Source organism: Pseudoxanthomonas sp. JBR18 (genome assembly GCF_028198165.1).
Classification (GTDB): Bacteria; Pseudomonadota; Gammaproteobacteria; order Xanthomonadales; family Xanthomonadaceae; genus Pseudoxanthomonas_A.
Window position 1 is genome coordinate 678640 of sequence record NZ_CP116339.1, and the last position, 25455, is coordinate 704094.

At 69.0% G+C, this 25455-nt stretch carries 21 protein-coding genes; 9 read left to right on the plus strand and 12 right to left on the minus strand.

The annotated features are described in order from the left end of the window. Nucleotides 1-119 precede the first annotated feature (119 nt). Nucleotides 120-398 carry a hypothetical protein gene (locus tag PJ250_RS03240; RefSeq protein ID WP_271647118.1) on the plus strand — a complete coding sequence of 93 codons (279 nt, stop codon included), beginning with the start codon at nt 120-122 and terminating at the stop codon, nt 396-398. Between the two features lie 141 nt (nt 399-539). On the opposite strand, the gene cysN is transcribed toward PJ250_RS03240, so the two are convergent. From cysN to PJ250_RS03255, 3 genes are all read right to left on the minus strand, one after another. After that, entirely contained in the window at nt 540-2414 is a 1875-nt protein-coding gene (gene cysN, locus PJ250_RS03245) for a sulfate adenylyltransferase subunit CysN (RefSeq protein WP_271647119.1), read from the minus strand. Next, a complete protein-coding gene (gene cysD / locus PJ250_RS03250) occupies nt 2414-3328 on the minus strand; it encodes a sulfate adenylyltransferase subunit CysD (protein WP_271648506.1) in 915 nt (304 codons plus the stop codon). The genes cysN and cysD overlap by 1 nt, the downstream gene beginning before the upstream one ends. 89 nt (nt 3329-3417) lie before the next feature. Then, nucleotides 3418-4170: a sulfite exporter TauE/SafE family protein gene (locus tag PJ250_RS03255; protein ID WP_271647120.1), complete on the minus strand. Its 753-nt coding sequence runs from the start codon at nt 4168-4170 to the stop codon at nt 3418-3420. 153 nt (nt 4171-4323) lie between these two features. Here PJ250_RS03255 and PJ250_RS03260 point away from each other — a divergent pair, with 153 nt between their 5' ends. Genes PJ250_RS03260 through PJ250_RS03270 form a run of 3 tightly spaced genes read left to right on the plus strand, consistent with a single transcriptional unit; the run spans nt 4324 to nt 8678 of the window. Continuing rightward, nucleotides 4324-6168, plus strand: a complete 1845-nt coding sequence (locus PJ250_RS03260) for an assimilatory sulfite reductase (NADPH) flavoprotein subunit (protein ID WP_271647121.1) — start codon at nt 4324-4326, stop codon at nt 6166-6168. A gap of 45 nt (nt 6169-6213) precedes the next feature. Beyond that, nucleotides 6214-7950, plus strand: coding sequence for an assimilatory sulfite reductase (NADPH) hemoprotein subunit (gene cysI, locus PJ250_RS03265; RefSeq protein ID WP_271648509.1), 1737 nt, complete (start codon nt 6214-6216; stop codon nt 7948-7950). Next, nucleotides 7947-8678 (plus strand): phosphoadenylyl-sulfate reductase, encoded by a 732-nt coding sequence (locus tag PJ250_RS03270; RefSeq protein WP_271647122.1) that lies wholly within the window; start codon nt 7947-7949, stop codon nt 8676-8678. Before cysI ends, PJ250_RS03270 begins: the two co-directional genes overlap by 4 nt. Before the next feature lie 103 nt (nt 8679-8781). Here the strand turns inward: PJ250_RS03270 and PJ250_RS03275 are convergent, their stop codons facing one another. Then, nucleotides 8782-9234: a hypothetical protein gene (locus PJ250_RS03275; RefSeq protein WP_271647123.1), complete on the minus strand. Its 453-nt coding sequence runs from the start codon at nt 9232-9234 to the stop codon at nt 8782-8784. Nucleotides 9235-9423: 189 nt separating this feature from the next. Between PJ250_RS03275 and PJ250_RS03280 the strand changes: the two genes are divergently transcribed. After that, complete coding sequence (locus tag PJ250_RS03280) at nt 9424-11052, plus strand: AMP-binding protein (protein ID WP_271647124.1); 1629 nt, start codon at nt 9424-9426, stop codon at nt 11050-11052. A gap of 20 nt (nt 11053-11072) precedes the next feature. Here PJ250_RS03280 and PJ250_RS03285 read toward each other — a convergent pair whose 3' ends face one another. The 5 genes from PJ250_RS03285 to PJ250_RS03305 all read right to left on the minus strand — a co-directional run bounded on the left by PJ250_RS03285 (nt 11073) and on the right by PJ250_RS03305 (nt 16036). Next, nucleotides 11073-11420 (minus strand): hypothetical protein, encoded by a 348-nt coding sequence (locus PJ250_RS03285; RefSeq protein ID WP_271647125.1) that lies wholly within the window; start codon nt 11418-11420, stop codon nt 11073-11075. Between the two features lie 64 nt (nt 11421-11484). After that, nucleotides 11485-11955, minus strand: a complete 471-nt coding sequence (locus tag PJ250_RS03290; protein WP_271647126.1) for a copper chaperone PCu(A)C — start codon at nt 11953-11955, stop codon at nt 11485-11487. 84 nt (nt 11956-12039) lie between these two features. Next, nucleotides 12040-13458, minus strand: a complete 1419-nt coding sequence (locus tag PJ250_RS03295; protein WP_271647127.1) for a PepSY-associated TM helix domain-containing protein — start codon at nt 13456-13458, stop codon at nt 12040-12042. After that, nucleotides 13458-15437, minus strand: a complete 1980-nt coding sequence (locus tag PJ250_RS03300; RefSeq protein WP_271648510.1) for a TonB-dependent receptor — start codon at nt 15435-15437, stop codon at nt 13458-13460. The genes PJ250_RS03295 and PJ250_RS03300 overlap by 1 nt, the downstream gene beginning before the upstream one ends. 152 nt (nt 15438-15589) lie before the next feature. Next, nucleotides 15590-16036, minus strand: a complete 447-nt coding sequence (locus PJ250_RS03305) for a DUF2946 family protein (RefSeq protein WP_271647128.1) — start codon at nt 16034-16036, stop codon at nt 15590-15592. 115 nt (nt 16037-16151) lie between these two features. Between PJ250_RS03305 and PJ250_RS03310 the strand changes: the two genes are divergently transcribed. Then, nucleotides 16152-17351 (plus strand): sensor histidine kinase, encoded by a 1200-nt coding sequence (locus tag PJ250_RS03310; protein ID WP_271647129.1) that lies wholly within the window; start codon nt 16152-16154, stop codon nt 17349-17351. Between the two features lie 214 nt (nt 17352-17565). Beyond that, nucleotides 17566-19554 carry a methyl-accepting chemotaxis protein gene (locus PJ250_RS03315; protein ID WP_271647130.1) on the plus strand — a complete coding sequence of 663 codons (1989 nt, stop codon included), beginning with the start codon at nt 17566-17568 and terminating at the stop codon, nt 19552-19554. Nucleotides 19555-19843: 289 nt separating this feature from the next. On the opposite strand, the gene PJ250_RS03320 is transcribed toward PJ250_RS03315, so the two are convergent. Beyond that, a complete protein-coding gene (locus tag PJ250_RS03320; protein WP_271647131.1) occupies nt 19844-20830 on the minus strand; it encodes a LysR family transcriptional regulator in 987 nt (328 codons plus the stop codon). A gap of 169 nt (nt 20831-20999) precedes the next feature. Between PJ250_RS03320 and cysG the strand changes: the two genes are divergently transcribed. Both cysG and cysK read left to right on the plus strand, forming a co-directional pair. Further along, nucleotides 21000-22451: a siroheme synthase CysG gene (gene cysG / locus PJ250_RS03325; protein ID WP_271647132.1), complete on the plus strand. Its 1452-nt coding sequence runs from the start codon at nt 21000-21002 to the stop codon at nt 22449-22451. A 30-nt stretch (nt 22452-22481) separates the two neighbouring features. After that, on the plus strand, nt 22482-23441 hold the full coding sequence (gene cysK, locus PJ250_RS03330; protein WP_271647133.1) for a cysteine synthase A: 960 nt from the start codon (nt 22482-22484) through the stop codon (nt 23439-23441). 74 nt (nt 23442-23515) lie between these two features. Here cysK and PJ250_RS03335 read toward each other — a convergent pair whose 3' ends face one another. Both PJ250_RS03335 and PJ250_RS03340 read right to left on the minus strand, forming a co-directional pair. Beyond that, the gene (locus tag PJ250_RS03335; protein ID WP_271647134.1) at nt 23516-24361 is read right to left on the minus strand and encodes a glycerophosphodiester phosphodiesterase family protein; all 846 of its coding nucleotides are present in this window, start codon (nt 24359-24361) and stop codon (nt 23516-23518) included. A gap of 7 nt (nt 24362-24368) precedes the next feature. Beyond that, a complete protein-coding gene (locus tag PJ250_RS03340) occupies nt 24369-25385 on the minus strand; it encodes a purine-nucleoside phosphorylase (protein WP_271647135.1) in 1017 nt (338 codons plus the stop codon). Nucleotides 25386-25455: the final 70 nt, after the last annotated feature.

Consider the following 25455-nt stretch of genomic DNA (forward strand, 5'->3'; position numbering starts at 1 on the left):
ATAGCAGGTCACGATTCGGTAGTCCGGCCGTGGCCCCAGTCCGCGTGCCAGCCGGTCGACCAGCTCGGCGCTAGGGCATCGGCGCCCTGCCCCCGACGGATGCCGATGCCGCCACGGGCATGCCTGTCCAACTCGATGGCCAGCGGCAGCTGGGCGAACTCCACGACGCGACCGGCAAGAAACGCTTCGCCATCGGCACGCGTGGACGGCGAGGGAAAACGGTCGCTGACCCGCGCGGCGACCGGCGGATCGTCGGCATGGCCCAGCAGGGCACGGAGGTCATCGGCGCGCCAGCGGCGCAGGACGAAACCCTCGCCGCCGGGCGCAAGTCATGCCAGTGGCTGGCATCGGGTCCAACCACGCTGCCTGACATGATTCTTGTCCGGGCAGGAGGGTGAGCCCACCGTCGCGCCTCGCATCCTGGCAGCTGAGGCGCAGGGCTTACGCTGCGCGACATCCGTGGCGGGAGGCTGACGTGCGCGAACGGCTGGGCCCGCATGGCGGATGCCACGCCTGTGCGCCGCCTTCGCGAACGGCACCTATTCCAGCCCGAGCTGCGCCAGGACCTGGGCCACCATCTCTTCGGGCGTGGCGGTGTCGGCGCGAAGGTGCAGCTCCGGCGCCTCAGGCGCCTCGTAGGGCGAGTCGATGCCGGTGAAGTTGGGAATCTTGCCGGCCCGGGCCTTGGCGTAGAGCCCCTTGACGTCGCGTCGTTCGGCCACGGCCAGCGGCACATCGACGAAGACTTCGACAAATTCCCCGGGGGCGAAGCGCTCCCGTGCCATCCGCCGCTCGGCGCGGAAGGGCGAGATGAAGCTCACCAGCACGATCAGCCCGGCGTCGGCCATCAGCCGCGCCACCTCGGCGACACGGCGGATGTTCTCCACACGATCCTCGTCGGTGAAGCCCAGGTCGCGGTTGAGCCCGTGACGGACGTTGTCGCCATCCAGGATGAAGGTGTGGTGGCCCAGCGCATGCAGACGCTTGTCGACCAGGTTGGCCACGGTGGACTTGCCGGCGCCGGACAAGCCGGTGAACCACAGCACCTTGGGCGTCTGGCCCTTGATCCGGGCCCGCGCGGCCTTGTCCACGTCCAGGTGCTGCCAATGCACGTTACCGGCGCGGCGCAGGGCGAAATCCAGCGTGCCGGCGCCGACGGTGGCATTGGTCTGGCGGTCGATCAGGATGAAGCCGCCCAGGGCCCGGTTGCGGGCATAGGGTTCGAAGGCGATCGGCTCGTCCAGGGACAGATTGCAGACCCCCACCTCGTTGAGCTCCAGGCGCTTGGCGGCCAGGGCCTCCTGGCTGTTCACGTCGATCCGGTGTTTGATCTCGCTGACGCTGGCCGAGACGGTGCGCGCGCCGATCTGCAGCCAGTAGGGGCGACCGGGCAGCAGCGCGGCATCGTCCATCCACAGCACGTGCGCGGCGAACTGGTCGGAGACCTCGGGCGGGTCGCCCGCCGCGGCGATCACATCGCCCCGGCTGATGTCGATCTCATCGGCCAGGGTCAGGGTCACCGCCTGCCCGGCGCGGGCCAGGTCCACCTCGCCGTTGGCGTCCAGTACGCGGGCCACAGTGGAGCGGCGTGCCGAGGGCAGCACCACCACCGCGTCGCCCGGGCGTACTTCGCCAGCCGCGATGGTGCCAGCGAAGCCGCGGAAGTTCTGGTTCGGGCGATTGACGTACTGCACCGGCAGGCGCAGGCCGCTGTCGGCCTCGCGCGCGTCCACGGGCACGCTGTCCAGGTGCTCGATCAGGCTGGGGCCGTCGTACCACGGGGTCCGGGCGGAGCGGCTGGACAGGTTGTCGCCCTCCAGCGCCGAGAGCGGGATGCACTGCACCTGCTCGATGCCCAGCTGCGCGGCCAGCGCGCGATAGTCCTGCGCGATGGCGTTGAACACGCCGGCGTCGAAGTCGACCAGATCCATCTTGTTGACCGCCAGCACCACGCGCTTGAGGCCCAGCAGCGAGACGATGTAGCTGTGCCGCCGGGTCTGGGTCAGCAGGCCCTTGCGCGCATCCACCAGCACCACCGCCAGATCCGCGGTCGAGGCGCCGGTGGCCATGTTGCGGGTGTACTGCGCGTGCCCCGGGCAATCGGCCACGATGTACTTGCGCTGGTCGGTGTCGAAGTAGCGGTAGGCCACGTCGATGGTGATGCCCTGCTCGCGTTCGGCGGCCAGACCATCGAGCAGCAGCGCGTAGTCGATGCCCGGCCCCTGGGTGCCATGGCGGCGGCTGTCACTCTCCAGCGCCGCCAGCTGGTCGTCGAACAGGCGCTTGCTGTCGTACAGCAGCCGGCCGATCAGCGTGCTCTTGCCGTCGTCCACGCTGCCGCAGGTGATGAAGCGCAGCAGCGGCTTGGATTCGTGCTGTTTGAGGTAGGTCGCGATGTCGGTGTGCGCGGTCATCAGAAATACCCCTCCAGCTTCTTCTTCTCCATCGAGGCGGTCGGGTCGTGGTCGATCACCCGGCCCTGGCGTTCGGAGGAGGTGGCCACCAGCATCTCGGCGATGATCTTCTCCAGCGTGTCGGCGGTGGACTCGACCGCGCCGGTCAGCGGGTAGCAGCCCAGGGTGCGGAAGCGCACGGACTTCATCATCGGCACTTCGCCCGGGTGGAGCGGCAGGCGCGCGTCGTCGACCATGATCAGCGCACCGTCGCGCTCGACCACCGGGCGCTCGCGGGCCAGGTACAGCGAGGGCACGGGGATGTTCTCGCGGTAGATGTAGAGCCAGATGTCCAGCTCGGTCCAGTTGGACAGCGGGAACGCACGCACGCTCTCGCCGCTGTGCACACGCGCGTTGTACAGGTTCCACAGCTCGGGGCGCTGGTTCTTGGGGTCCCAGCGATGCTTGTCGTTGCGGAAGGAGAACACCCGCTCCTTGGCCCGCGACTTCTCTTCGTCGCGGCGCGCCCCGCCGATGGCGGCATCGAACTTGTACTGATCCAGCGCCTGCTTCAGGCCCTGGGTCTTCATGATGTCGGTATGGACCGTGGCACCGTGGGTGATCGGGCCAACGTCCTGCGCCACGCCGTCGGGGTTGATGTGCACGCGCAGGTCCACGCCGGTCTCGGCGGCACGGCGGTCGCGGAAGGCGATCATCTCGCGGAACTTCCAGCGTGTGTCCACATGCAGCAACGGGATCGGCGGCACCGCCGGGGCGAAGGCCTTGAGCAGCAGGTGCAGCAGCACCGAAGAATCCTTGCCCACCGAATACAGCAGCACCGGATTGCGGAACGCCGCGGCGACCTCGCGCAGGATGTGGATGCTCTCGGCTTCCAGGCGATCGAGATGGGACAGCGAGGCGACGGCGTCTGGCATCACGCGCGGGGCGGCCCGTTGGGAAGAAGCAGGCATGGTAGCCCCGGCCGGTCCCGGCACGGACGGATCGAAGGCGGTGGCGGAATCAGTCATAGGACGTTGAAGTGTTTGAGCAGGGTGCGGGTACTGAGCGCGATCACCAGCGCGCCGACCACGCCCAGCATGGGGCGCGGACGCACGCGCTTGACCAGCCATGCACCGACTGGTGCGGCCAGCACGCCGCCGATGGCCAGCGCGGCGATGATCTGCCAGTGCCCGACCCCCAGAGTGAGCAGGAACACCGCCGAGGCGGTGAGGGTGACGAAGAACTCCACCGCGTTGACGGTGCCCACGGTCAGGCGCAGGTCGTTGCCGCGTGCCAGCAGGTTGCTGGCCACCACCGGTCCCCAGCCACCGCCGCCCAGCGCGTCGACCAGCGCGCCAAAGAAGCCTAGCGGGCGCAGGTGCGAGGCCACATTGCGCGGCTGGTAGGGACGGAAGGCCCGGACCACGATCCACACCCCCATCAGCAGTAGGTAACCGGCGATCCAGGGTTTCATCAGATCGCCCGGCAGGCTGGCCAGCAGGTAGGCCCCCACCGCCGCACCGATCACGCCGGGTAACAGCAGGCGCCGGAACAGCACCCGGTCGATGTTGCCGAAGGCGTGGTGCGAGGCGGCCGAGGCGCCCGTGGTGAAGCACTCGGCCGCGTGCACCGTGGCGCTGGCCACCGCCGGGGGCACGCCGGCGCCCAGCAGCAGCGTGGAGGCGGTGATGCCGTAGGCCATGCCCAGCGCGCCATCGACCAGCTGCGCGCCGAAGCCGATGGCGACATACCACAACAGGTCGGCGGAGAGGTCCATACGGGAATCGAAGAGCGGGGCGGCGCAGTATCCGCAGGGGTGGGAGGCGGCGGAAATGCGCGGATGGCATAAGCGCATAACCGTTGATCCTTTCCGCGCTCGCGTGGGGCCCCCTAGCCTGCGAGCTCTGTCGCTCCGCCCTGCCCGCCGCTCATGTCCAGCGCCCTGCCCGTCCCGCCCCTGCCCCTGTCCACCGATCAGGCCGATGCCCTGCACCGCCTGACCCGCGACCTGGACGCCGCGCGCCTGTGGTGGCTGTCCGGCTACGCCGCCGGCCTGGCCCAGGGCCATCCCGTGGCCTCGGTCGGGGCCGTGCCGGCCGCCACGTCCGCACCCGCGGCCAGCGCAGGTGAGCGCGCCACCGTGCTGTATGGCAGCCAGACCGGCAACGCCAAGCGTGCCGCCGAGGCCCTGGCGTCAGAGCTGGAAGGCGCCGGCCTGGCGGTGCGCCTGGTCCGCGCCGACCGCTACGCCACGCGCGAGCTGGCCGGCGAGCGCCTGCTGTACCTGGTGATCAGCACCCAGGGCGAAGGCGATCCGCCGGACGATGCCATCGGCTTCACCGAATTCCTCAGCGGCCGCCGCGCGCCCAAGCTGCCGGAACTGAAGTTCGCCGTGCTGGGCCTGGGCGATTCCAGCTACGCCGACTTCTGCGGCATTTCCCGGCGTCTGGACGCGCGCCTGGCCGAACTGGGCGCCACGCGCCTGTTCGCCGCCGGCGAAGCCGACCTGGACATCGACACCGTTGCCGCGCCCTGGCGCGCGCAGGCCTTGGAGCAGGCCAGGAACGTCCTCAAGTCCGCCGCTGCGCCCAGTGCCACGGTCACCCCGCTGCGTCCGGCCGCGGCCACGCCGGTCTACTCGCCCAGCGCGCCGTTTCAGGCCGAGGTGCTGGCCAGCCAGCCCATCGCCGGGCGCGACTTCAAGGGCCCGGCGTTCGGTCGCCACGGCGCGCCAGACAAGCAGGTGCGGCACATCGAGCTGTCCCTGGAAGGCAGCGGCCTGTCCTATCTGCCGGGCGACGCGCTGGGCATCGTCCACCGCAACCCGGATGCGCTGGTCGAACCGCTGCTGGAAGCCTTGAAGCTGGACGGCGATGCCGCCCACCACATCGACGGCAGCGAACGCAGCGTGCGCGAATGGCTGGCCGGTCATCGCGAACTGACCAAGCTCTCGCGCCCGTTCCTGGCCGCCCATGCCAAGCTGGCCGGCGCGCGCGAGCTGGACGACCTGCTCACCCCCGGCAACGCCGACCTGTCCGCGCTGCTGGGCAGCCACCAGGTGATCGACGTGCTGCGCCGCTGGCCGGTGGAATGGAACGTGGCCGAGCTGCTGGGTGCGCTGCGCCCGCTGGCCCCCCGCCTGTATTCCATCGCCTCCAGCGCCAAGCGCGTGGGCGAGGAAGTGCACCTGACCGTCGACGTGCTCAACTATGACGCGCACGGCCACGCGCACAGCGGCTCGGCCAGCGGCTTTCTCGCCTCCCTGGCCGAAGGCGACCACGCCGCGGTGTATGTCGAGGCCAACGAGCGCTTCCGCGTGCCGGCCGACGGCACGCGCGACATCATCATGGTCGGCCCGGGCACGGGGGTGGCGCCATTCCGCGCCTTCACCCAGGAACGCGCCGAAACCGGCGCCTCGGGGCGCAACTGGCTGTTCTTCGGCGCCCAGCACTTCAACAGCGGCTTCCTCTACCAGAGCGAATGGCAGGAGGCGCTCAAGCGCGGCGAACTCAACAAGCTGGACCTGGCCTTCTCGCGCGACCAGGCCGACAAGATCTACGTGCAGCACAAGCTGCGCCAGCGCGGCCGCGAGGTCTATGACTGGCTGCGTGGCGGCGCGCACTTCTACGTGTGCGGCTCGATCGCCATGGGCAAGGACGTGCATGCCGCGCTGACCCAGATCGTCGCCGAGCATGGCGCCCTGGATGCCGAAGCCGCCCACGACTACCTCACCACCCTGCAGTCCGAGGGACGCTACAGCCGCGACGTCTACTGACGTCCAGGCCCTTCCCCGCCGCACACCGCGCCTGCGGACACCGCGATTCAAACAAAGAAGATCATGAGCAGCCATTCCGTCGAAGACATCAAAGCCGAAAGCCGCCGCCTGCGGGGCAGTCTGCTGGAGAGCCTGGCCGATCCGGTCACCGGCGCGCTGCGCGAGGACGACCAGACGCTGATCAAGTACCACGGCAGCTACCAGCAGGACGACCGCGACCTGCGCGACGAGCGTCGCCGCCAGAAGCTGGAGCCGGCCTACCAGTTCATGATCCGCACGCGCACGCCGGGCGGCGTCATCACCCCCGAGCAGTGGCTGAAGCTGGACGCCATCGCCACCCAGTACGGCAACCACTCGCTGCGTGTCACCACGCGTCAGGCCTTCCAGTTCCACGGCGTGATCAAGCGTGAGCTCAAGGCCACCATGCAGGCGATCAACGCCGCGCTGATCGACACCCTGGCCGCCTGCGGGGACGTCAACCGCAACGTGCAGGTGGCGGCCAACCCGCTGCTGTCCGACGCGCACGCCACGCTCTACGCCGATGCGGCGGCCACCTCCGAACACCTGCTGCCCAACACCCGCGCCTATTACGAGATCTGGCTGGACGAAGAAAAGGTCGCCGGCGCCGGCGAGGAGACCGAGCCGGTCTACGGCGACACCTACCTGCCGCGCAAGTTCAAGATCGGCTTCGCCCTGCCGCCGACCAACGACGTGGACGTGTTCGCCAACGACCTGGGGTTCATCGGGATCACCGATGACGCCGGTCAGGTCGTCGGCTACAACGTCAGCCTCGGCGGCGGCATGGGCGCCAGCCATGGCGATGCGGAAACCTATCCGCGCGTGGCCGACGTGGTCGGCTTCATTCCGCGCGCGCAACTGCTCGATGTCGCCACCGCCGTGGTTACCACCCAGCGCGACTTCGGCAACCGCGATGTGCGCAAGCGCGCGCGCTTCAAGTACACCATCGACGACAAGGGCCTGGACTTCATCAAGGCGCAGATCGAGCAGCGTGCCGGCGTGCAGTTCCAGCCCGCGCGCGCGTTCGCCTTCGACCACAACGGCGACCGCTTCGGCTGGACGCAGGGGACCGACGGTCGCTGGCACCTGACCCTGTCGATCTCCGCCGGCCGCATCGCCGATGTCGATGCCGCCACCCATCTGACCGGCCTGCGCGAGATCGCCGCGCTGCTGCAGGAGGCGGGCATCGGCGAGTTCCGCATGACCGCCAACCAGAATCTGGTGATCTCCAACCTGGATGATGCGCTCAAGCCGAAGGTCGACGCGCTGATCGCTCAGCACGGTCTGGACGCCGGTAACGCCTTGCCGACCGCACTGGCGCGCAAGGCCATGGCCTGCGTGGCCCTGCCGACCTGCGGGCTGGCCATGGCCGAGGCCGAACGCTACCTGCCCGCGTTCACCGACAAGCTGCAGCCGCTGCTGGACAGGCATGGCCTGGCCGAAGCCCCGATCGTGCTGCGCATTTCCGGCTGCCCCAACGGCTGCTCGCGCCCGTACCTGGCCGAGATCGCCTTGGTCGGCAAGGCGCCGGGCCGCTACAACCTGATGCTCGGTGGCGACCACCGCGGCCAGCGCCTCAACACCCTGTACCGGGAGAACATCACCGAGGACGAGATCCTCGGCGCGCTCGACCCGTTGTTCGGCCGCTACGCCGCCGAGCGCGCAGGCGACGAGGGCTTCGGTGACTTCCTGCATCGGGCCGGCGAGATCGACTTGCCGCCCTACCCCACCCATCGATCCATTCCCGTGGAGATGCACGCATGAACGCGCTGCCTGCCAACACGCCGCGCCCGCGCGCGGCCGACGCCATCGACCTGAAAGCCGCCAACGCCGCGCTGGAGAAGCTGGACGCGCCCGCGCGCGTAGCCTGGGCGCTGGAACATGGCCCGGGCGTGGCCGCGCTGTCCTCCAGCTTCGGCGCGCAGTCGGCGGTGGCCCTGCACCTGTTGACCCAGCAGCGTCCGGACATCCCCGTGATCCTGGTTGATACCGGCTATCTGTTCCCGGAAACCTACCGCTTCGCCGACGCCCTGATCGACCGGCTCAAGCTCAACATCCAGGTGTTCCGCCCCCTGGTCAGTCGCGCCTGGATGGAAGCGCGTCACGGCCGGCTGTGGGAGCAGGGCGTGGTCGGCATCGAGCAGTACAACAACCTGCGCAAGGTCGAACCGATGCGCCGTGCGCTGGACGAGCTAGAGGTCGGCACCTGGTTCACCGGCCTGCGCCGCCAGCAGTCCACCAGCCGCACCGACACCCCCATCGTGCAGCTGCGCGGCACGCGCTGGAAGGTCAGCCCCATCGCCGATTGGACCGACCGCGACATCTGGCAGTACATGAAAGCCCACGACCTGCCCTACCACCCACTGTGGGATGAGGGTTACGTCTCCATCGGCGACATCCACACCACCCGCCGCTGGGAGCCGGGCATGCGCGAGGAAGACACCCGCTTCTTCGGCCTCAAGCGCGAGTGCGGGATCCACGAGCAGCTTTGACTCGCACGTACCGTCCTATCTCCCTTTCAGGGCCGGCCTCATTACCGGCCCTTTCCATTCCAGCCCGCCCTGCCGAGCTGACGCAGAGGCAGGGCGGCCCAGATCAGCGATGCGCACGCTCGCGCACATCGTCCAGCGCCAGCTTGGTGTCCTCGTCAGCCTGATCGTCAGCGGGACCGACGTTGCAGGCAATGATCATGCGCGGCCGGCCGTCGGCGCTTGGCGTCGCCACATTGAACACCGAATGCCTCGTCCGGTTGTCGCCGCAACCGCTGCCGCAGTACAGGTCAAGCTGTCGCAGCCTGGGGCCGCGCAGGGTTTCGAGCACCTCAAAGCGCACCAGGTCGTAGGTTTCGGGCATGCCCGCAATGCGGGAATACGGCGTGAGCACGTGCCCACGGGACAAGACTTCATGGGGAACGATGACATAGACGTCCTCCGCACGGCGAAGGCGGGTCGGATAGTGGTCGCAACTGAGCGCTAGGCTGTTAAACGACCACGCCAGGAACATCACCAGGCCCACGAGGGAAACGACCCGTCGTCCACGCTTTTTCATGACACCTCCGTGCGCCACCTCGGGTGCGCAGCCTGACATGGATCAGGCGTGCATGTCCCGAATGGACAGCCCTGGCCTCGCCCGACCGATGTGCGCACCTTGAACGATGCCATGGCGGCGAGATGTCGCTGACAACGATACGCCAGCGCACTGAACCGGTTACTGTTCCGGACAATGGATTCCGGACACATGGGCATGGTCAAGCGCGATTACTTCGAACACCTGCGTACCTTGGACACCACGCCCGCGCCGGGCCCGGTCAACGCCTGGCAGACCTGCGTCGGCGCGCACCTGGGCCGGCAGCGCGAGGCGCTGTGCTGGATCGACCTGCAACGCGTGGTGCGTCGCTATACCTTCGAGCAGTTGGACGCGTGGTCGGCCCAATTCGCCCACTTGCTGCTGTCCCGTGGTGTCGGCCCGGGCGAGGTGGTGGCGGGCCTGCTGCCGCGGCGGCTGGAGTTGCTGATCGTGGTGCTGGGCACCTGGCGCCTGGGCGCGGTCTACCAGCCGCTGTTCACCGCCTTCGGCCCCAAGTCGCTGGAGCACCGCCTGTCTTCCAGCGGCGCCAGGCTGGTGGTGGCTTCGGCCGACCAGCGGCCCAAGCTGGACGAGGTGCCGGGCCATCCACCGGTGCTGACCCTGGGTAGCGGCGATGCCGAGGATTTCTGGGCCGCGCTGGAAGGCCTGCCGCAGGCGTTCGATCCGGTCGCCCGCGACCGCGAGGACCCGTGCATGGTCATGTTCACCTCCGGCACGGCCGGCGCGGCCAAGGGTCTGCTGGTCCCGCTGCATGCGCTGGACGCGATCGCCACCTACATGCGCGAGGCGGTGGACGTGCGCGAGGACGACGTCCTGTGGAACATCGCCGATCCGGGTTGGGCCTACGGCCTCTACTACGGCATCACCGGTCCGCTGGCGCTGGGCCATTCGGTGACCTTCCACGAAGGGCCGTTCACCGTGGAGAGTTGCTACCGGACCATTGCCGAACTCGGCGTGACCAACCTGATGGGCGCGCCGACGGCCTACCGCATGCTGATGGCCGCCGGTGACGCGGCCGCCGCGCAGGTGAAGGGCCAGCTGCGCGCGGTCAGCAGCGCCGGCGAGCCGCTCAACCCGGAGGTCATCCGCTGGTTCGACAAGGCGCTGGGCACGATCATCCACGACCACTACGGCCAGACCGAAACCGGCATGACCCTGTGCAACCATCACGCGCTAGCGCATCCGGTGCAGGCCGGCAGCGCCGGCTATCCGCTGCCCGGCTATCGGCTGGACGTCTTGAACGAGGACGGCCAGCCGCAGCCGGTCGGCGTGCCGGGGATGCTGGCGGTGCACATTGCCGATTCCCCCGCGCTGTTCTTCCGTGGCTACTGGAAGGCGCAAGCGCAGCCGTTCAAGGATGGCTGGTACCTCACCGGCGACACGGTCGAGCGCAATGCCGATGGCAGCATCGCCTTCGTCGGCCGCAGCGACGATGTGATCACCTCGGCCGGCTACCGCATCGGCCCGTTCGACGTGGAAAGCTGCCTGCTCGAACATCCCGATGTGGTCGAGGCCGGCGTGGTCGGCAAGCCCGATCCCGAACGACGCGAGCTGGTCAAGGCATACGTGGTGTTGCGGCCGGGCGTGGAAGGCAGCGATGCGCTGGCCACCGAGCTGGCCGGATACGTGAAAAAGCGTCTTTCCGCGCACGCCTACCCGCGCGAGATCGCCTTTGTGGCCGAACTGCCCAAAACCCCCAGCGGCAAGATCCAGCGCTTCCTGCTGCGCCACCAGGCCAGGGCGGAAGTCGAAGGCGTGCAGGCGTCAGCGGCGGACTGAAGACCGCCGCTGCCAGTGGCTCATTCGGCGACGGCCGGGGCGGCCAACGGTACCTTTTCCCCGCAGGCCAGGCACTTGCGATACGCCACACCGCGCTTGCGACGCGGGCGCGAGAGCAGGCCGCCGCAGTGGCACCTGCCCTGCTCCAGGCCACGCAGCCACAGATAGAGTCGCCAGCTGGCGAGCATCGCCCAGATGAATCCCAGCGCAGTCCCCAGCAGCGAAAGCAGGGACGCCGCATGGTGCGCGCCCTCCACGCCGAGCACGCCACGCGCGTGCTCGGCCGCGAAGGACAGGCCCCAGCCAGTGGCGACCAGCACCGGCGCCGGTGCGTAAAGACGCGCCACCATTCGCGAAAGACGCTTCATGCCCGCTGTTCCCCGGTCGGCGAGGCGGACCACACCGGGTCCGCTTGGCCTCGACCTTAACCGGTCACATGTGCATGTCGTGCATGTCGTGGGGACCGGCCGCGCCCAGCGGCATCACCTTCAGGTGCACGACTAGGTCCGGCGCGTGGGCGAAGGACAGGGTGACCTCCACCTGCTGCCCGGCCACCAGCGGCCCGGTGGGGGCGACCAGCATCAGATGCGTGCCGGACGGGGCCAGCGACACGGTTGCGCCGGCAGGCAGATCCACGCCATCCACCTGGCGCATGCGCATGACCCCGCCCTGCATGGCGCTCTCGTGCAGTTCCACGCGCGCCGCCGCCGGCGAGCGCGCGCCCACCAGCCGGTCGGCCTGTGCCGCGGTGTTGACCAGGGTCAGGTATCCGACCGCCGTCGGTGCATGCGGCGGTGTGGCCCGCGTCCAGGCCTCGCGCACCTGGATGGCCGGCGACGGCGTGGCGGCCTGGGCCACGGGCAACAACCCCAGCAGCCCCGCGATAACGATGGTCTTGAACATGCGCCTTGCCCTCTCCTTCAAGGTCGATGGCGGACGACGCCGCCGTTGGGGACAGCATGCCGGCACGGTCGCCCGCTGTCTGTCCTACGTTGTGTGCAGACGCCGCTGCCGGCGCTGCATCCAGCCAAGATCGAACACCAGCACCAGCAGCAGTGAAACGCCCACCAACGGGAACAGCACGCCTCCCACCGCCAGCAGCGCCACGACCATCTTCAGCGCCCGCGGCTGCGCGGGCAGCGGCGGCACGCCCAACCCGGCGCGCGGACGCCGCTTCCACCACATCACCGCCGCGCTGACACAGAGCAGCAGCGTGCAGGCACAGGCCAGCACCAGCAGCAGCCGGTTGGCATTGCCGAACTCATCGCCCATGTGCACGTTGATGCCCCACTCAAACGCCTTGGCCACCGGGCCGTAGTCGGCATAGTCCATATCCAGCAGCACCTTGCCGCTGTACTGGTCCAGGTGGATCACCCGCTGCTGATCCAGGTGTCCGTTGTAGAGCGAGGCGGTATACACGCCGCGCGCACCCTGCGGCATCGACACGCTGTAGCCGGCGCCGATGCCGCGCGCAGCGAAGATCGCCAATGCGCGGTCCAGCCCGATCGCACCGACTTGCGGCGCGGTGCCAGCACTCCTGGCGTGACCCGGGTGATTCATGCCGGGCATGTCGGCCATCGCATCCTTGGGCATCGACTGCGGCAGGCGCGCCTGCGCCAGCGACCAGGCCGGCACCGTGGTCTGCGCCAGGCGCGCCTGCGACATCGGCACCTGCACGCGCACGCCGGCCGGATAGCCGAAGTTGTGTCCATTGACCCACTGGTTGACCTGCGCGCCCCACAGCCACGACCACGGCATCCCGGTCAGCGCCAGGAACAGCACCGCCGCGCCCGCGCCGATGCCAAGCACCGCATGCAGGTCGCGCCAGAACAGCCGCTGCGTCGGCCTGCCGCGCACCGTGACCACGCCGCCTGTCCTCCCCCTCGGCCACCACAGGTAGACGCCGGTCAGCACCAGCAGGATCGTCCAGCCGGCGGCCAGTTCGATCAGCGCGCTGGCCCAGGCGCCGAGCAGATCCAGGCTATGCAAACGGCGCAGCGTCCAGCCGAAGGTGCCGCGATCCGGTAACGACCCCAGCACCCGCGCATCGGCCGGATCCACATAGACCACGCGGCGCGCACCGGTCGCGGTGATCACGCCGACTTCCGCCGACGCATCGGCCTGGGCCGGGGTGGTATAGCGGAACACCTGGCCCGGCTGCGCGGCCAGGGCAGCATCGGCGATGCGTTGCGGCGTCGCCTGCGTCGCGCTCGGCTGCACGACCAGCAACGCGTGATGCACCAGCCGGTCCAATGGCTTGTGATAGACAAAGCCCGCGCCGGTCAGCGCCAGCCACGCCAGGAACGGCAGCACCAGCAGGCCTGCGTAGAAGTGCCAGCGCCACACCGCGCGATACAGCGAAGCGGCACCGATGCCACGCCGGGTCGTCGTCGCAAGCGCGGCCATCAGAAGCTCCAGGTCCAGCTGGCATAGAGCGCACGCCCGTCGCCAGGCGAGAAGCCATAGCTGCCGCTGTCGTACCACGCGTAGACGTAGAAGCGATCAGTGACGTTCTTCAGCTGCAGCGAGACTTCGTTGCGCGCGTCCAGCGTCCAGGTCGCGCCGAGGTTGGCCAGCGCGTAGCTGCCGTAGCGGCCCAGCGTATTGGTGCGTTCGAGATAATAATCGCCCTGGCCGTTGCCCCAGGCGCTGAGCTTCACCCGGTCGGTGACCTGCCAGTCCACGCCGGCGCTCGCCAGCCAGCGCGGCACGTTCTCGATCTGACGGCCTTCGGTCAGCGGCGCATCCGGTGCGGCCTCGGCCACCGTGGCCTTCTGCCGCGAGTAGGCGAACCACGCACTCCAGCGTTGCCCCGGCTGCAGGTTGGCCTGCAGATCCCAGCCACGCCGCAGGGTGCGGCCGACATTGGTGACATCGCTGCCGGTGCCGGTGGCGCCTAGCACGGTGGCGACCTCACCGGAGGCGCGCTGCTCCCAGTACGCCACTCGCCCGCTCAGCCACGGCGTCGGCACCAGCTTGAAGCCCGCTTCCCAGCCATCGTTGATCGACGGACCGAGATCGTGGACGGTGGTGCGATACGCACCATCGCCGGCTCCGATCTGGAAGGTGCGACCCCAGTTGGCGTAGGCCGTCGTGGCCTCGTTCAACGCATACGAGGCGCTGAACTTGGGTTGGCGGATGGTGCCGTAGCCGTAGGTGTCGTAGCGCAGGCCGGTGATGCGGTCGTGCAGGGCGCCGTCGACACGGTCGATGCGATATGCCGGCACCAGCTTGAGCCCTTCGATCGGCTGCAGCACCGCCTGCAGATAGGCGCCGCGCGTGTCGAGCGTGTAATCCCAATCGCGGGTCAGCGCCAGGCGGGCCTGTGACGCGGTCCGCCAGCGCCGCGCGGTGTTGTCCTGCCATTGTGCGTCCGCGCCACCTTCCAGCGCGAACATGCCGCTCGGGCTCCAGGTCGCAGTCGCGAGCAGGCCCCGCTGGGTCTCGTCGTTGTCGCGCTCCTGCTGGCTGCCGGTCTGCGAGAAGCGCACGAACCGCGCATTGGTGTAGCGGTTGACGTAGGCCTTGCCGCTCCAGGTCCAGGCCTGCCCAAGGCGACCGTCCAGGTGCAGCGCGGTCTGCGCAGTCTGGCGCTGCCCGCCGTCTGCCGCCGCGTAGGACACCGCGTCGCGCGGGGTGGCCTTCGCCAGCGCATAGGTGCTGAAGTAACCCGGCTCGCGCGCGTCATTGCGGTAGTAGCGCGTGCTCAGCAGCGCGCGCCAGCGATCGTCCTGTGCGTTGTAACCCCACTTGGCGGCGAAGTTGCGCTTCACCGCGTCGGCATGATCCCGGGCGCCATCCGAATCGCGCCAGCCGAGGAAGTAGTTCTGCGTCCAAGGGCCGGATTCGAAGCCCTTGGACAACTGCACCTCGCGCGTGCCGTAGCTGCCGAGGGTGAGGTTCAGCCGGCCCTCGTTGCCGCCGGTGCGGGTGACCAGATTGACGTCACCGGCGATGGCGTTGAGCCCGTAGCGCGCATCGTTGGTGCCGCGCACGACTTCGATGGCGGCGATGTCGCCGGACATCACCGCGTCCAGGTAGGGCATCGCGCCAGCGTTGTCGTTACTGGGAATGCCATCGATCAGCAGCTTGACCGCGTTGATGCGCCCCTCGGCATTGAACCCGCGGAACGAGAAACTGCCCCCCACCGTGCCCATGCGGAACGGGGTGAGCTGCATGCCCGGCACCTTGCCGAACAACTCCCAGGTGTTGTCCACATGCTGGTCGCGCACCTGATCGGCGCCGACCACATCGACCGAAGTGATGACCTTGTGCGCAGGCAAGGCGCCGCGGTTTGCGGCCTGGACCTGCACTTGGCCCAGGGTGAGCACGGCATCGTCCTGCTCCAGGGCGGCGGCTTGGCCGGTGCAGGCCAGCAAGGCCAGGCCGAGGCAGAACGGTCGCGTCGGCGCACGACGCCACGATACCGCCCGATCGGGCGGCAAACGGAAGGATTCCACGGAATAAAGCTCCAGCGAACACGGAGTGGCCGCCGCTGGCCCACGCGAGGCCGGCAGCGGATCAAGAACGGCGTGTATCAGGCGTGGAGCGGTGGGCCGCGCGCGGCGTGGGCCGGCCAGGCCGCGTGCAGGCGCGGCAGAACATGTCGCAAGGGAAGCGCACGTGACGCGGGCTGAAGCAGCGGCAGGATCAGCGCCAGCAGCACGAAGGGCAGCAGGTTGGCCGCCAGCACACAGTAGCCACAGGCGGCGCCGTCGTGCCCGGCCGGCATGGGCATGCCGTCGCCGTGGTCCATGCCCGCGTGCTCCATCGCTACGGCCGGCGCGCGCGCGCCATCGGAGAGGTGATCCAGATCGACCAGCCGCAGGCCCTGCCCCGTGCACAGTTCCACCAGGTGCGCGACGTGCGCCTGCGCGCCGTGCCACTGCATCCAACGGCTCACCGCCGGCGCGATGGCCATCATCAGCACACCTATCAGGGCGAGCCGGTGCATGGCGAGCAGGAAGCGACGGTGACGCAGCATGGCGTGCAGTCTAGACCATGGTCCAGGTCGGGTCGCTCTTCGAACGCCATTGACGTCGCCGCATGCGCCGGTGGCTTAAGCTCGCGGCCCCGCTTTTCCGGCGCCCCTTGTGACCATGGATTCGACGAACCCAGAGCCTGCCCCCGAGGCCATCGCCGAGACACCGACGCCAACTTCTGAAAGCCTGCGCCTGGAAGCCTTGCGCAGCTACCGGATCCTGGATACGCCAAGCGAGCCGGCCTTCGACGACATCACCCGTATAGCGGCGCTGATCTGCGGCACGCCCATGGCGCTGGTCAGTCTGGTCGACCACGACCGGCAATGGTTCAAGAGCCGGGTGGGATTGGAAGCGCCGCAGACACCAAGGACCTCTTCGATCTGCGCCCATGCGATCGCGCAGGACGCGCTGTTCGTGGTCGAGGACACGCTGGAAGACCCGCGCTTCGTCCGCAATCCACTGGTCACCGGCGACCCGCACCTGCGCTTCTACGCCGGTGCGCTGCTCAAGACTTCGGACGGATTGCCACTGGGGACCGTCTGCGTGCTCGACACCCAGCCGCGACGGCTTTCGGAGGCCCAGCGCGAGGCGCTGACCGCGTTGGCACGGCAGGCCATGGCCCAGCTGGAACTACGCCGTACCCTGGCCTATGCGCAGGAAGCAGCGCATTACCGTGGCCGGCTGATGGCCATCGCCGGGCACGACCTGAAGACGCCGCTGCGCGCGGCCTCCTACACGATCGAGAAGGTCCGTCGCAGTGTCGAGCCACCGTTGGCCGCGCAGCTGGAAAGCGCCAAGCAGTCCCTCGCTGGCATCGCCAAGGACTTCGAGCAGTTGGCCACCATGGCGGCGGCGGGAGGCTCGGGAACCTCGCCGCGCATGACCGAGTTCCCGATCGCCCAGGTGCTTGCGCCGGTGCTGGAAACCTGGCGCCGCCAGGCCGAGCAGCGCGGACTGGCACTGCACGCGGTCCACACGGACCTGCGCGTACGCAGCCATCCCACGCTGCTGGCCACGGTGATCGGCAACCTGGTGGGCAATGCGATCAAGTACACCGCCACCGGCAAGGTGCTGGTTGGCTGCCGTCGACGTGGCGATCAGGTCCTGCTGGAAGTCCTGGACACCGGCCAAGGCATGGACGCGCAGACCACCCATGAGGTCTTCAATGCCTTCCGTCAGGGCGACCCGGCCAGCGACGGACTGGGCCTGGGCCTGTGGATCGTCAGCCGCACCGCCCAGACGCTGGGCAGCGAAGTCCGCCTGACCACCCACCCCGGCCGTGGGACTCGCTTCACCGTGTCCATGGCCCGCGCCTGAATGCATCGCTGAGCAAGCCATTTCTGCTGCCTGGCAGGTCTTCAGCCCAGGACATGGTCTGCCGATAAGACAACGCGGCGTCATCCTCCCTGACGCTCCTGCCGTCTTTCGCCGGCATGGAGCGTCTTGGATATGAGTGCCCGGCGTTGCCGCCGGGGTGCTCGCGGAAGGGCGCAATCGCGGTCGGCTTCTTTCCTCTTCAAGGCAGTTCACCATGTCCCGCATCTCTCCGCCCCCCGCCTCCTTCTGGCGCAACTGGCTGCGCTTGCGGCCGCGCGGCGATCAGCGCGCGCAACTGGCCGCCGTGGATCGGGTCATGGCCGTGATCGAATTCGATCTGGACGGCACCATTCGGGCTGCCAACGACAACTTCCTGCAGGTGATGGGTTATCAGCGCGAGGAGATCATCGGTCGGCACCATCGCCTGTTCGTGGCTCCGGGCCAGGCCGATAGCGAGGACTACCGCCAGTTCTGGCAGCGCCTGGGCAGTGGTGCGTTCGACAGCGGGCGCTATAAGCGTCTGGGCAAGGACGGGCGCGAGGTATGGATCAGAGCCTCCTACAATCCGGTGCTCGACGCCGCCGGGCGTCCCTACAAGGTGATCAAGTACGCCAACGACATTACCGACGCGATGCGCCGCGCTGCCGAGATGGAAAGCCGCATCACTGCGATCGACAAGGCCATGGCGGTGATCGAGTTCGACCTGAACGGGCACGTGCTGGAGGCCAACGAAAACTTCCTCAAGGCCATGGGCTACACGCGCGAGGAGATCCTGGGCAAGCACCATCGTCTGTTCGTCGATCCGGCCGAGCGCAAGGACCCGGCCTATCAGAGGTTTTGGGAAAAGCTCAGCCGGGGCGAACTGGATGCCGGCCGCTATCGACGCATCGACCGGCACGGCCGGGAGGTCTGGCTGCGCGCCTCCTACAATCCCATCCTCGATGCGGACGGGCGGCCCTACAAGGTGATCAAGTACGCCACCGACATCACCGACCAGGTGACCCGGGCCGCCGACTGCGAAAGTCGCATCGCGGCCATCGACAAGGCCATGGCGGTGATCGAATTCGATCTGCGGGGCAACATCCTCCATGCCAATGCCAACTTTCTGGACCTGTTGGGTTATCGCCTGGAGGAGGTGCGCGGCCAGCATCACGGCATGTTCGTGGACCCCGCCACCCGCGCCAGCGAAGACTATCGGCGGTTCTGGGCCAAGCTGGGGAGCGGTGCACTGGACGCCGGCCGATATCAGCGCCTGCGCAAGGATGGGCGGCCGGTATGGATTCAAGCCTCCTATAATCCGGTGCTGGACGGCGCCGGGCGTCCTTACAAGGTGGTCAAGTACGCCAGCGACATCACCGCCCAGGTGAACGATAGCGCGCGCATGACCACGCTGGTCGAGCAGGCCGGCGCCGTGGCCGCCCGGGTCGACGCCAGCGCGCGGCATATCGCCGACAGCAACCGCGATCTGTCCACGCGTATCCAGGCGCAGTCCGCCTCGGTGCAGCGCACCGTGGCCTCGATCAATGCCCTGGCCGAGACGGTGCGCGACAACGCCCACAATGCCGATGCCGCCCGCGACGGCGCCGAGCGCTCGGCTGCGGTGGCGCGGCAGGGCGCCGAGGTGATCGCAGGCGTGGTCACCGGCAGCGGACAGATCCGCGCCGCCAACGACCGGATCACCGACATCATCCAGGTCATCGACGGCATCGCCTTCCAGACCAACATCCTGGCGCTCAATGCCGCGGTCGAGGCCGCGCGTGCAGGCGAGATGGGACGGGGCTTTGCCGTCGTGGCCAGCGAAGTGCGCAACCTGGCGATGCGCTGCACCGCTTCGGCTCGGGAAATCCGCACGCTGATCGAGGACGCCACCGCCCGCGTCCACGACGGCGAACGCCTGGCCGGCGAGGCTGGCGCGGTGATGCAACAAGCGTTGTCAGCGGTGCTGGAGGTCAGCCAGTCAGTCGCTGGCATCGCCAGCTCCAGCCGCCAGCAACTGGAGGGAGTCGTGCAGGCCCGTCAGGAGCTGCAGGCCATCAACGACCGCAGCCAGCAGGAGTCGACGGTGGTTCAGGCCATCGCCGCCTCGGCCGGCGACCTGCAGCAGCAGTCTTCGCGCCTGTACGCCCTGGTGGGAAGCGAGACGGACAGCGAGGCACCGGCGTCTGCTCTGGGCAAGCACGTCGCGCTCCCATCGACCTGCTGACGCCAGTGCGCCAGCGGCAGTGAGCATTCACCGGCGCCGCGCGACGTGCCGGCGCCAGCACCGCTTGCGGCCACACGACCCGGCGATGATCGCCGGTGGGGGCCGGACCCGCCTTACCCGCACAGGACGCCACCAGCGCGTTCGCCGTAGGCCCGCCTCAAATGGTCTGGACGCCGTAGTCCAGGATCGACGGCCGCTTCAAGTCCGCGTGTTCCTCCTTGGAGGACGCGCAGACTGGGGTTGACCAGACCGATCACCCTCCACACGAGATGCCCCCGGGCGGGACCGGTCAGCTGGTGATGGTCTGGGTGAGCGATTCCCAGGTTGGCGGCAGCGGCCAGTCAGGCTCCCGATTGCCGTCCATCACCTGGCGCAGGTCGCGCTTGTCGATCTGCGGGGCGAGCACGTTGACCAGGTCCAGCGCGTAGTCGCGCAGGACGCGTTCGCGCGGCAGCACGGCCCAGGCGATGCACTCGCTGATCTCCCTGGGCGCTGGCCACGCGCGCAGGTCGGTATCGCCGATGCTGACCGCCATCTCCGCCAGCAGGCCCACGCCCATGCCGGTGCGCACGTAGGTCTTGATCAGGTCCGCGTCCAGCGCGGTCAGGGCGATGTCCGGTTCCAGCCCGGCCTCGGCGAAGGCCCGCTGCAGGGACGAGCCGGGCCGGGTGGAGGATTCGTAGCTGATCAGCGGCTGCGCGGCCAGGGTCGCCAGGTCCGGCGCGGGCGCGCCCTTGCGATCCAGCGCGTGGCCGCGCGGCACCACCACCAACCGCCGCCAGCGGTACAGCGGAACGGCCAGCCCGGCCGGCGGTACGTCGCCGGAGGTGCTGATCACCGCCATGTCGGCGTCGCCGCGCCCCAGCAGGTCCAGGGCATCGGACTCGGCCGCCTGCTGCAGGTGCACGCTGACCTGCGGATAGGCGCGCTTGATCTGCGCCACCGCGTGGGGCAGGACGAAGCGCGACTGGGTATGGGTGGTGGCCAGGACCAGCTGGCCCTGGCTCTCGCGGCGCTGGTTGGCCGCGTAGGTGCGGATGTTGTTGGCTTCGGCCAGGACCAGGCGCGCGCGCTGGATGACTTCCTCGCCGGCCGGGGTCACCGACTCCAGGCTGCGCCCCTTGCGCACGAACAGCAGGAAGCCCAGCTCGTCCTCCAGTTGCTTGAGCTGCTTGGACAGCCCGGGCTGGGTGGCGTGCACGCGCGCGGCCGCCACGGTGATGTTGAACTCCGCATCGGCGATGGCGACCAGGTAGCGCAGCTGGGTCAGGGTCATCGGGAAGGCTCGCGCGTCCGCCGGCGCGGGTGGGAAGGGGATGCCGACTCTACGTGCTCAAGCCGTGCGCGCTTATAACGTAGGGTTATCTGAACGCAGCGGCAAGTCATTTCCGATGGCCATGGGCCGCGCGTAGCGTCGTGCCCCCGGACCACCCGACGCCCTGCCCGTGAGCGCTGCCCTGTTTCCCCTGTTCGCCGACCTGCGTGGCCGCGCCGTACGCGTGGTGGGCGGAGGTGCGGTGGCCGAACGCAAGATCGAGGCCCTGCTGCATGCCGGCGCCCTGCCCCGCGTCGGCGCGCCCGCGCTCACCCCACGCCTGGCGCAGTGGGCTGCCGAAGGCCGCATCGCCTGGCAGCGCGGCGACTTCACCCCGGACTGGCTGGACGCGGTGTGGCTGGTGATCGCCGCCACCGACGATGGGACCGTCAATCGCGCCGTGGCCGCCGAAGCCGAGGCCCGCCGCCTGCTGGCCAACGTGGTCGACGACGCCGAGCTGTCCAGCTTCCAGGTCCCCGCCCTCGTCGAACGCGGCGACCTGCAGATCGCCATCTCCAGCGGCGGCCATGCGCCGATGGTGGCGCGCCACATCCGCCGCCATCTGGAAACCCTGCTGGACGACTCGTGGGGCGCCTTGGTCTCGCTGCTCGGCCGCCAGCGCACGCGCATCCGCGCACGCTTCCCGGAGATGGGCGCGCGCCGGCGCTTCTTCGAGCAGTTGCTGGCCGGCGCGGTGCCGCGCCTGCTGCGCCAGCGCCAGGACGCCGCCGCCCTGGCCGCGTTCGACCAGGCCCTGGTCAGCGCCGCCGCCGCGCCCGCCGTCGGCACCGTGACCCTGGTGGGCGCCGGCCCCGGCGATGCCGGCCTGCTCACCCTCAATGCCCTGCGCGCGATGAACGAAGCCGACGTGATCCTGCACGACCGCCTGGTCAGTGCCGATGTCCTGGCGATGGCGCGTCGCGACGCCACCCGCATCGAGGTCGGCAAGTCGGCCCGAGGCCACAGCACCCGCCAGGAGGACATCCACGCCCTGATGCTCGAGCACGCCCGTGCCGGCAAGCGCGTGGTACGGCTCAAGGGCGGTGATCCGTTCGTGTTCGGCCGCGGCGGCGAGGAGCTGCAGGCGCTCAAGGCGCACGGAGTGCCATTCGAAGTGGTGCCCGGCATTACCGCGGCATTGGCCTGCGCGGCTTACGCCGGTATTCCGCTCACCCATCGCGACCATGCCCAAGCCGTGCGCCTGGTCACCGCCCACTGCAAGGACTCGATGGACACCCTGGACTGGCAGGCGCTGGCCCAGGAGCGCCAGACCCTGGCCGTATACATGGGCGTGGCCGGGCTGGCGACCTTCCGCGACCAGCTCATCGCCCACGGCCGCGCCGCGACCACCCCGTTCGCGCTGGTGGAAAACGGCTCGCGCCGTGAGCAGCGGGTGGTCACCGGGACCCTGGCCGACCTGCCCGACACCGCACGTGCGTTCGACGTGCATTCGCCGGCGCTGCTGATCCTCGGTGAAGTTGCCGCGCTGGCCCACACCCTGCACTGGTACGGCGCCGCGCCGTTGTCAGCCCCCAGCGCCCCGTCCAACGTTGACGCGCCTTCCCTGTCGCGCGCCGCCTGATTCCACGCTTCGCAACGGAGACCGTTTCGCATGGCCATCTACGACAACATCCTGGACACCATCGGCCGCACCCCGGTGGTCAAGCTCAAGCGCCTGGCACCAGCGGGCAAGACCGTCTACGTCAAGGTCGAGTCCTTCAATCCGGGCGGCTCGGTCAAGGATCGCCTGGCCCTGGCGATCATCCTGGACGCCGAGGCCAAGGGCCTGATCAAGCCTGGCGACACGGTGGTCGAGGCGACCTCGGGCAACACCGGCGTGGCCCTGGCGATGGTCTGCGCCGCGCGCGGCTACAAGTTCGTGGCCACCATGACCGAGACCTTCTCGGTGGAGCGCCGCAAGCTGATGCGCGCCTACGGCGCCAAGGTCATCCTGACCCCGGCCGCCGAGCGCGGGAGTGGCATGGTCAAGAAGGCCAAGGAACTGGCTGACAAGCACGGCTGGTTCCTGGCCAGCCAGTTCACCAACCCGGCCAACCCGGCCTATCACCGCAACACCACCGCGCCGGAAATCCTGCGCGACTTCGCCGGCCAGCGGCTGGACTTCTTCGTCAGCGGCTGGGGCACCGGCGGCACCCTGACCGGGGTGGGCGAAGTGCTCAAGGCCGCGCGTCCGGAAACCAAGATCATCGCCACCGAGCCGGCCGGTGCCGCCCTGCTCAAGGGCGACGAATGGAAGCCGCACAAGATCCAGGGCTGGACCCCGGACTTCATCCCCGAGGTGCTCAACCGGGACGTCTACGACGAACTGGTGACCGTGGACGATGCGCGCGCGATCGAGACCTCGCGCCGGTTGGCGGCCGAGGAAGGCATCTTTGTCGGGATCTCCTCCGGGGCGACCCTGGCCAGCGCGCTGGACATCGCCGAAAAGGCGGTGGACGGCTCGGTGGTGCTGGCCATGCTGCCCGACACCGGCGAGCGCTACTTCTCAACGCCGCTGTTCGCCGACGTCAACGATGGCAGCGACGACGACTGGCTGGCCGGCCTGCCGTAGTCCACGGCAACGCTTCCCAAACGCAGACGGGCCGCATCGCGCGGCCCGTCTGCTGTCGTACTGGAGGACACCCGCTACTTGAGCGGCTCGGCCGCGCAGGTCGGACGATTGGTCACCAGCGCATCGATGTGGTACTTGCCCACATAGTCCAGGTAGGCCCGGCAACCGTCCTTGGCGACCTGATCGGCGAGGATGTCGGTGCCGGTCAGGGCGTCCTGGTTCACATCGCTGATGACCACCGCCCCGGCGTCATGCGCGTCGGCATAGCGCGAGGACTTGGCCCCCTGCGGGACATACATCGCCAGGGGACGGCCCGCGGCGATGCGCTGGTAGTAGGCGATGTCCGAGCCGGTGTTGACCAGGACCGAGACCATGGCACCGTTGGCATGACGCAAGGCCTCGATCGCATGGGGCCGATCGAAGGTCAGCAGGATCGTGCGGCCAGCGAGCTGGCGCGCCTGCAGCAACGGGGCGACCTTGGACACCGGCGTGCCCTTGAGGTCCAGCATCAGGAGCACGTCCGGGACACCGGCGGCCCAGTCCAGCACCTGGGTCAGACGAGGCAGCGACTGCGCGGTCACCTGACCCTTGCCGTCCTTGAGGTGCAGCGCGTCCAGGGCGGTGCTGTCCTGCGCACCGATCGGCCCGTGACCATCGGTGGTGCGGTCCAGGGTGTCGTCGTGCAGCAGGTAGAGCACGCCATCGCGGCTGCTGGCCAGGTCCATCTCCACGGCGACCTTGAGGCCGGCGACCTGCTGCATCTGGGCCAGGCTGTTCTCGGGCTGGTCGGCCGAAGCCCGGCCGCGATGGGCCACGATCAGCGGGCGCTGACTCAACCGGGCCTGTGCCCAGGCATCGGCCAACGGGGTCAACAACGCCAGGGTGAAACAGGACAACAGGATGGGACGCAACGGGCGCATCAGGGAATCACTCCTTCGGCACGCCCCGCGCCCAGACATCCCAGCGCGCGAGGATGTCGGCGACCAGCGCGTGCCCAACACGGTAGGCATTGTGGGTAGCTGGCAGGAAGCCACCCGATTTGGCTGACAACGATGCCCCGACCTCCTGCCCGGGCGCCTCGCGGTCGAAGTTGGAGGCCGTGCGCAGCAGCGCGATGCGGTCGAACCGCAGCTTGCCGGCCTCGGCACCCCGCTTGAGCGCGGTCAGCGTGGCATTGTCCTCCATCTGCGTGGTGCAGTAGTTGCCCTTGCCCTCGGTAGTCAGCTGCACGTAAGCCTGCAAGGCCTGCGCGATGAGGCTGCCATGCCAATAGGTGTCGCCGGTCAGCGTGTCGCAGATGCCAACCCCCGGTGAACTGTGCGCGGCGGTTTGCGGATAGCGCTGGCGGTAGGCCTTGGCCACATCGCTGTCCTCCAGCGGGACCTGGGCGCTGAGCGCATAGGCCTTCTGCAGCAGCGCTTCGTCGAGCTGGAACAATTCGTTGTCAGTCCTCCAGGTGCTCTTCTGCCCCGGTGCGTTGGCCCCCAGCATCAGGACGTTGGAGGACCAGCCGGCGGGCTGCTGGCGCGGATCGACCAGGTGCACCAGGCCACCGTCGATCGCATAGCGCGCCCACAGGGCCGAACCCAGCGTGGCATCGTCCGGATCGACGCCGCCGATGCCCGCGATCAGGAAGTAGGTCTGGCGCAGGTCGAAGTCCGGCGAGACCACCAGGGCCGTAAGCGTGCTGGCCGCGTTGGCCTTGCCCATGTCGGTGGTGACCAGGCACAGGCCGGCGTCCGTGCAATCGACCTGCGGGTAGCGCGGCGACAGCCCGACGACCTCGACATGCCGGGTGAAGCTTTCCGCCTCGCGCCAGGGGGCCGCTTCCGGCCCGAACATGGTGATCACCATGACCTTGGGCGCCAGCGGCGCCGCGCGGGCCGGCATGATCGCCGCGGCGAACAGGGCCAGCAGGCAGATGAGCTGGGTGGGACGGGACATGCGCACGCTCCGGTGACGTCGAACTTGGATAAAGCGATGCCTGTCGCCCGGGACGCGCGGACGCGATGGA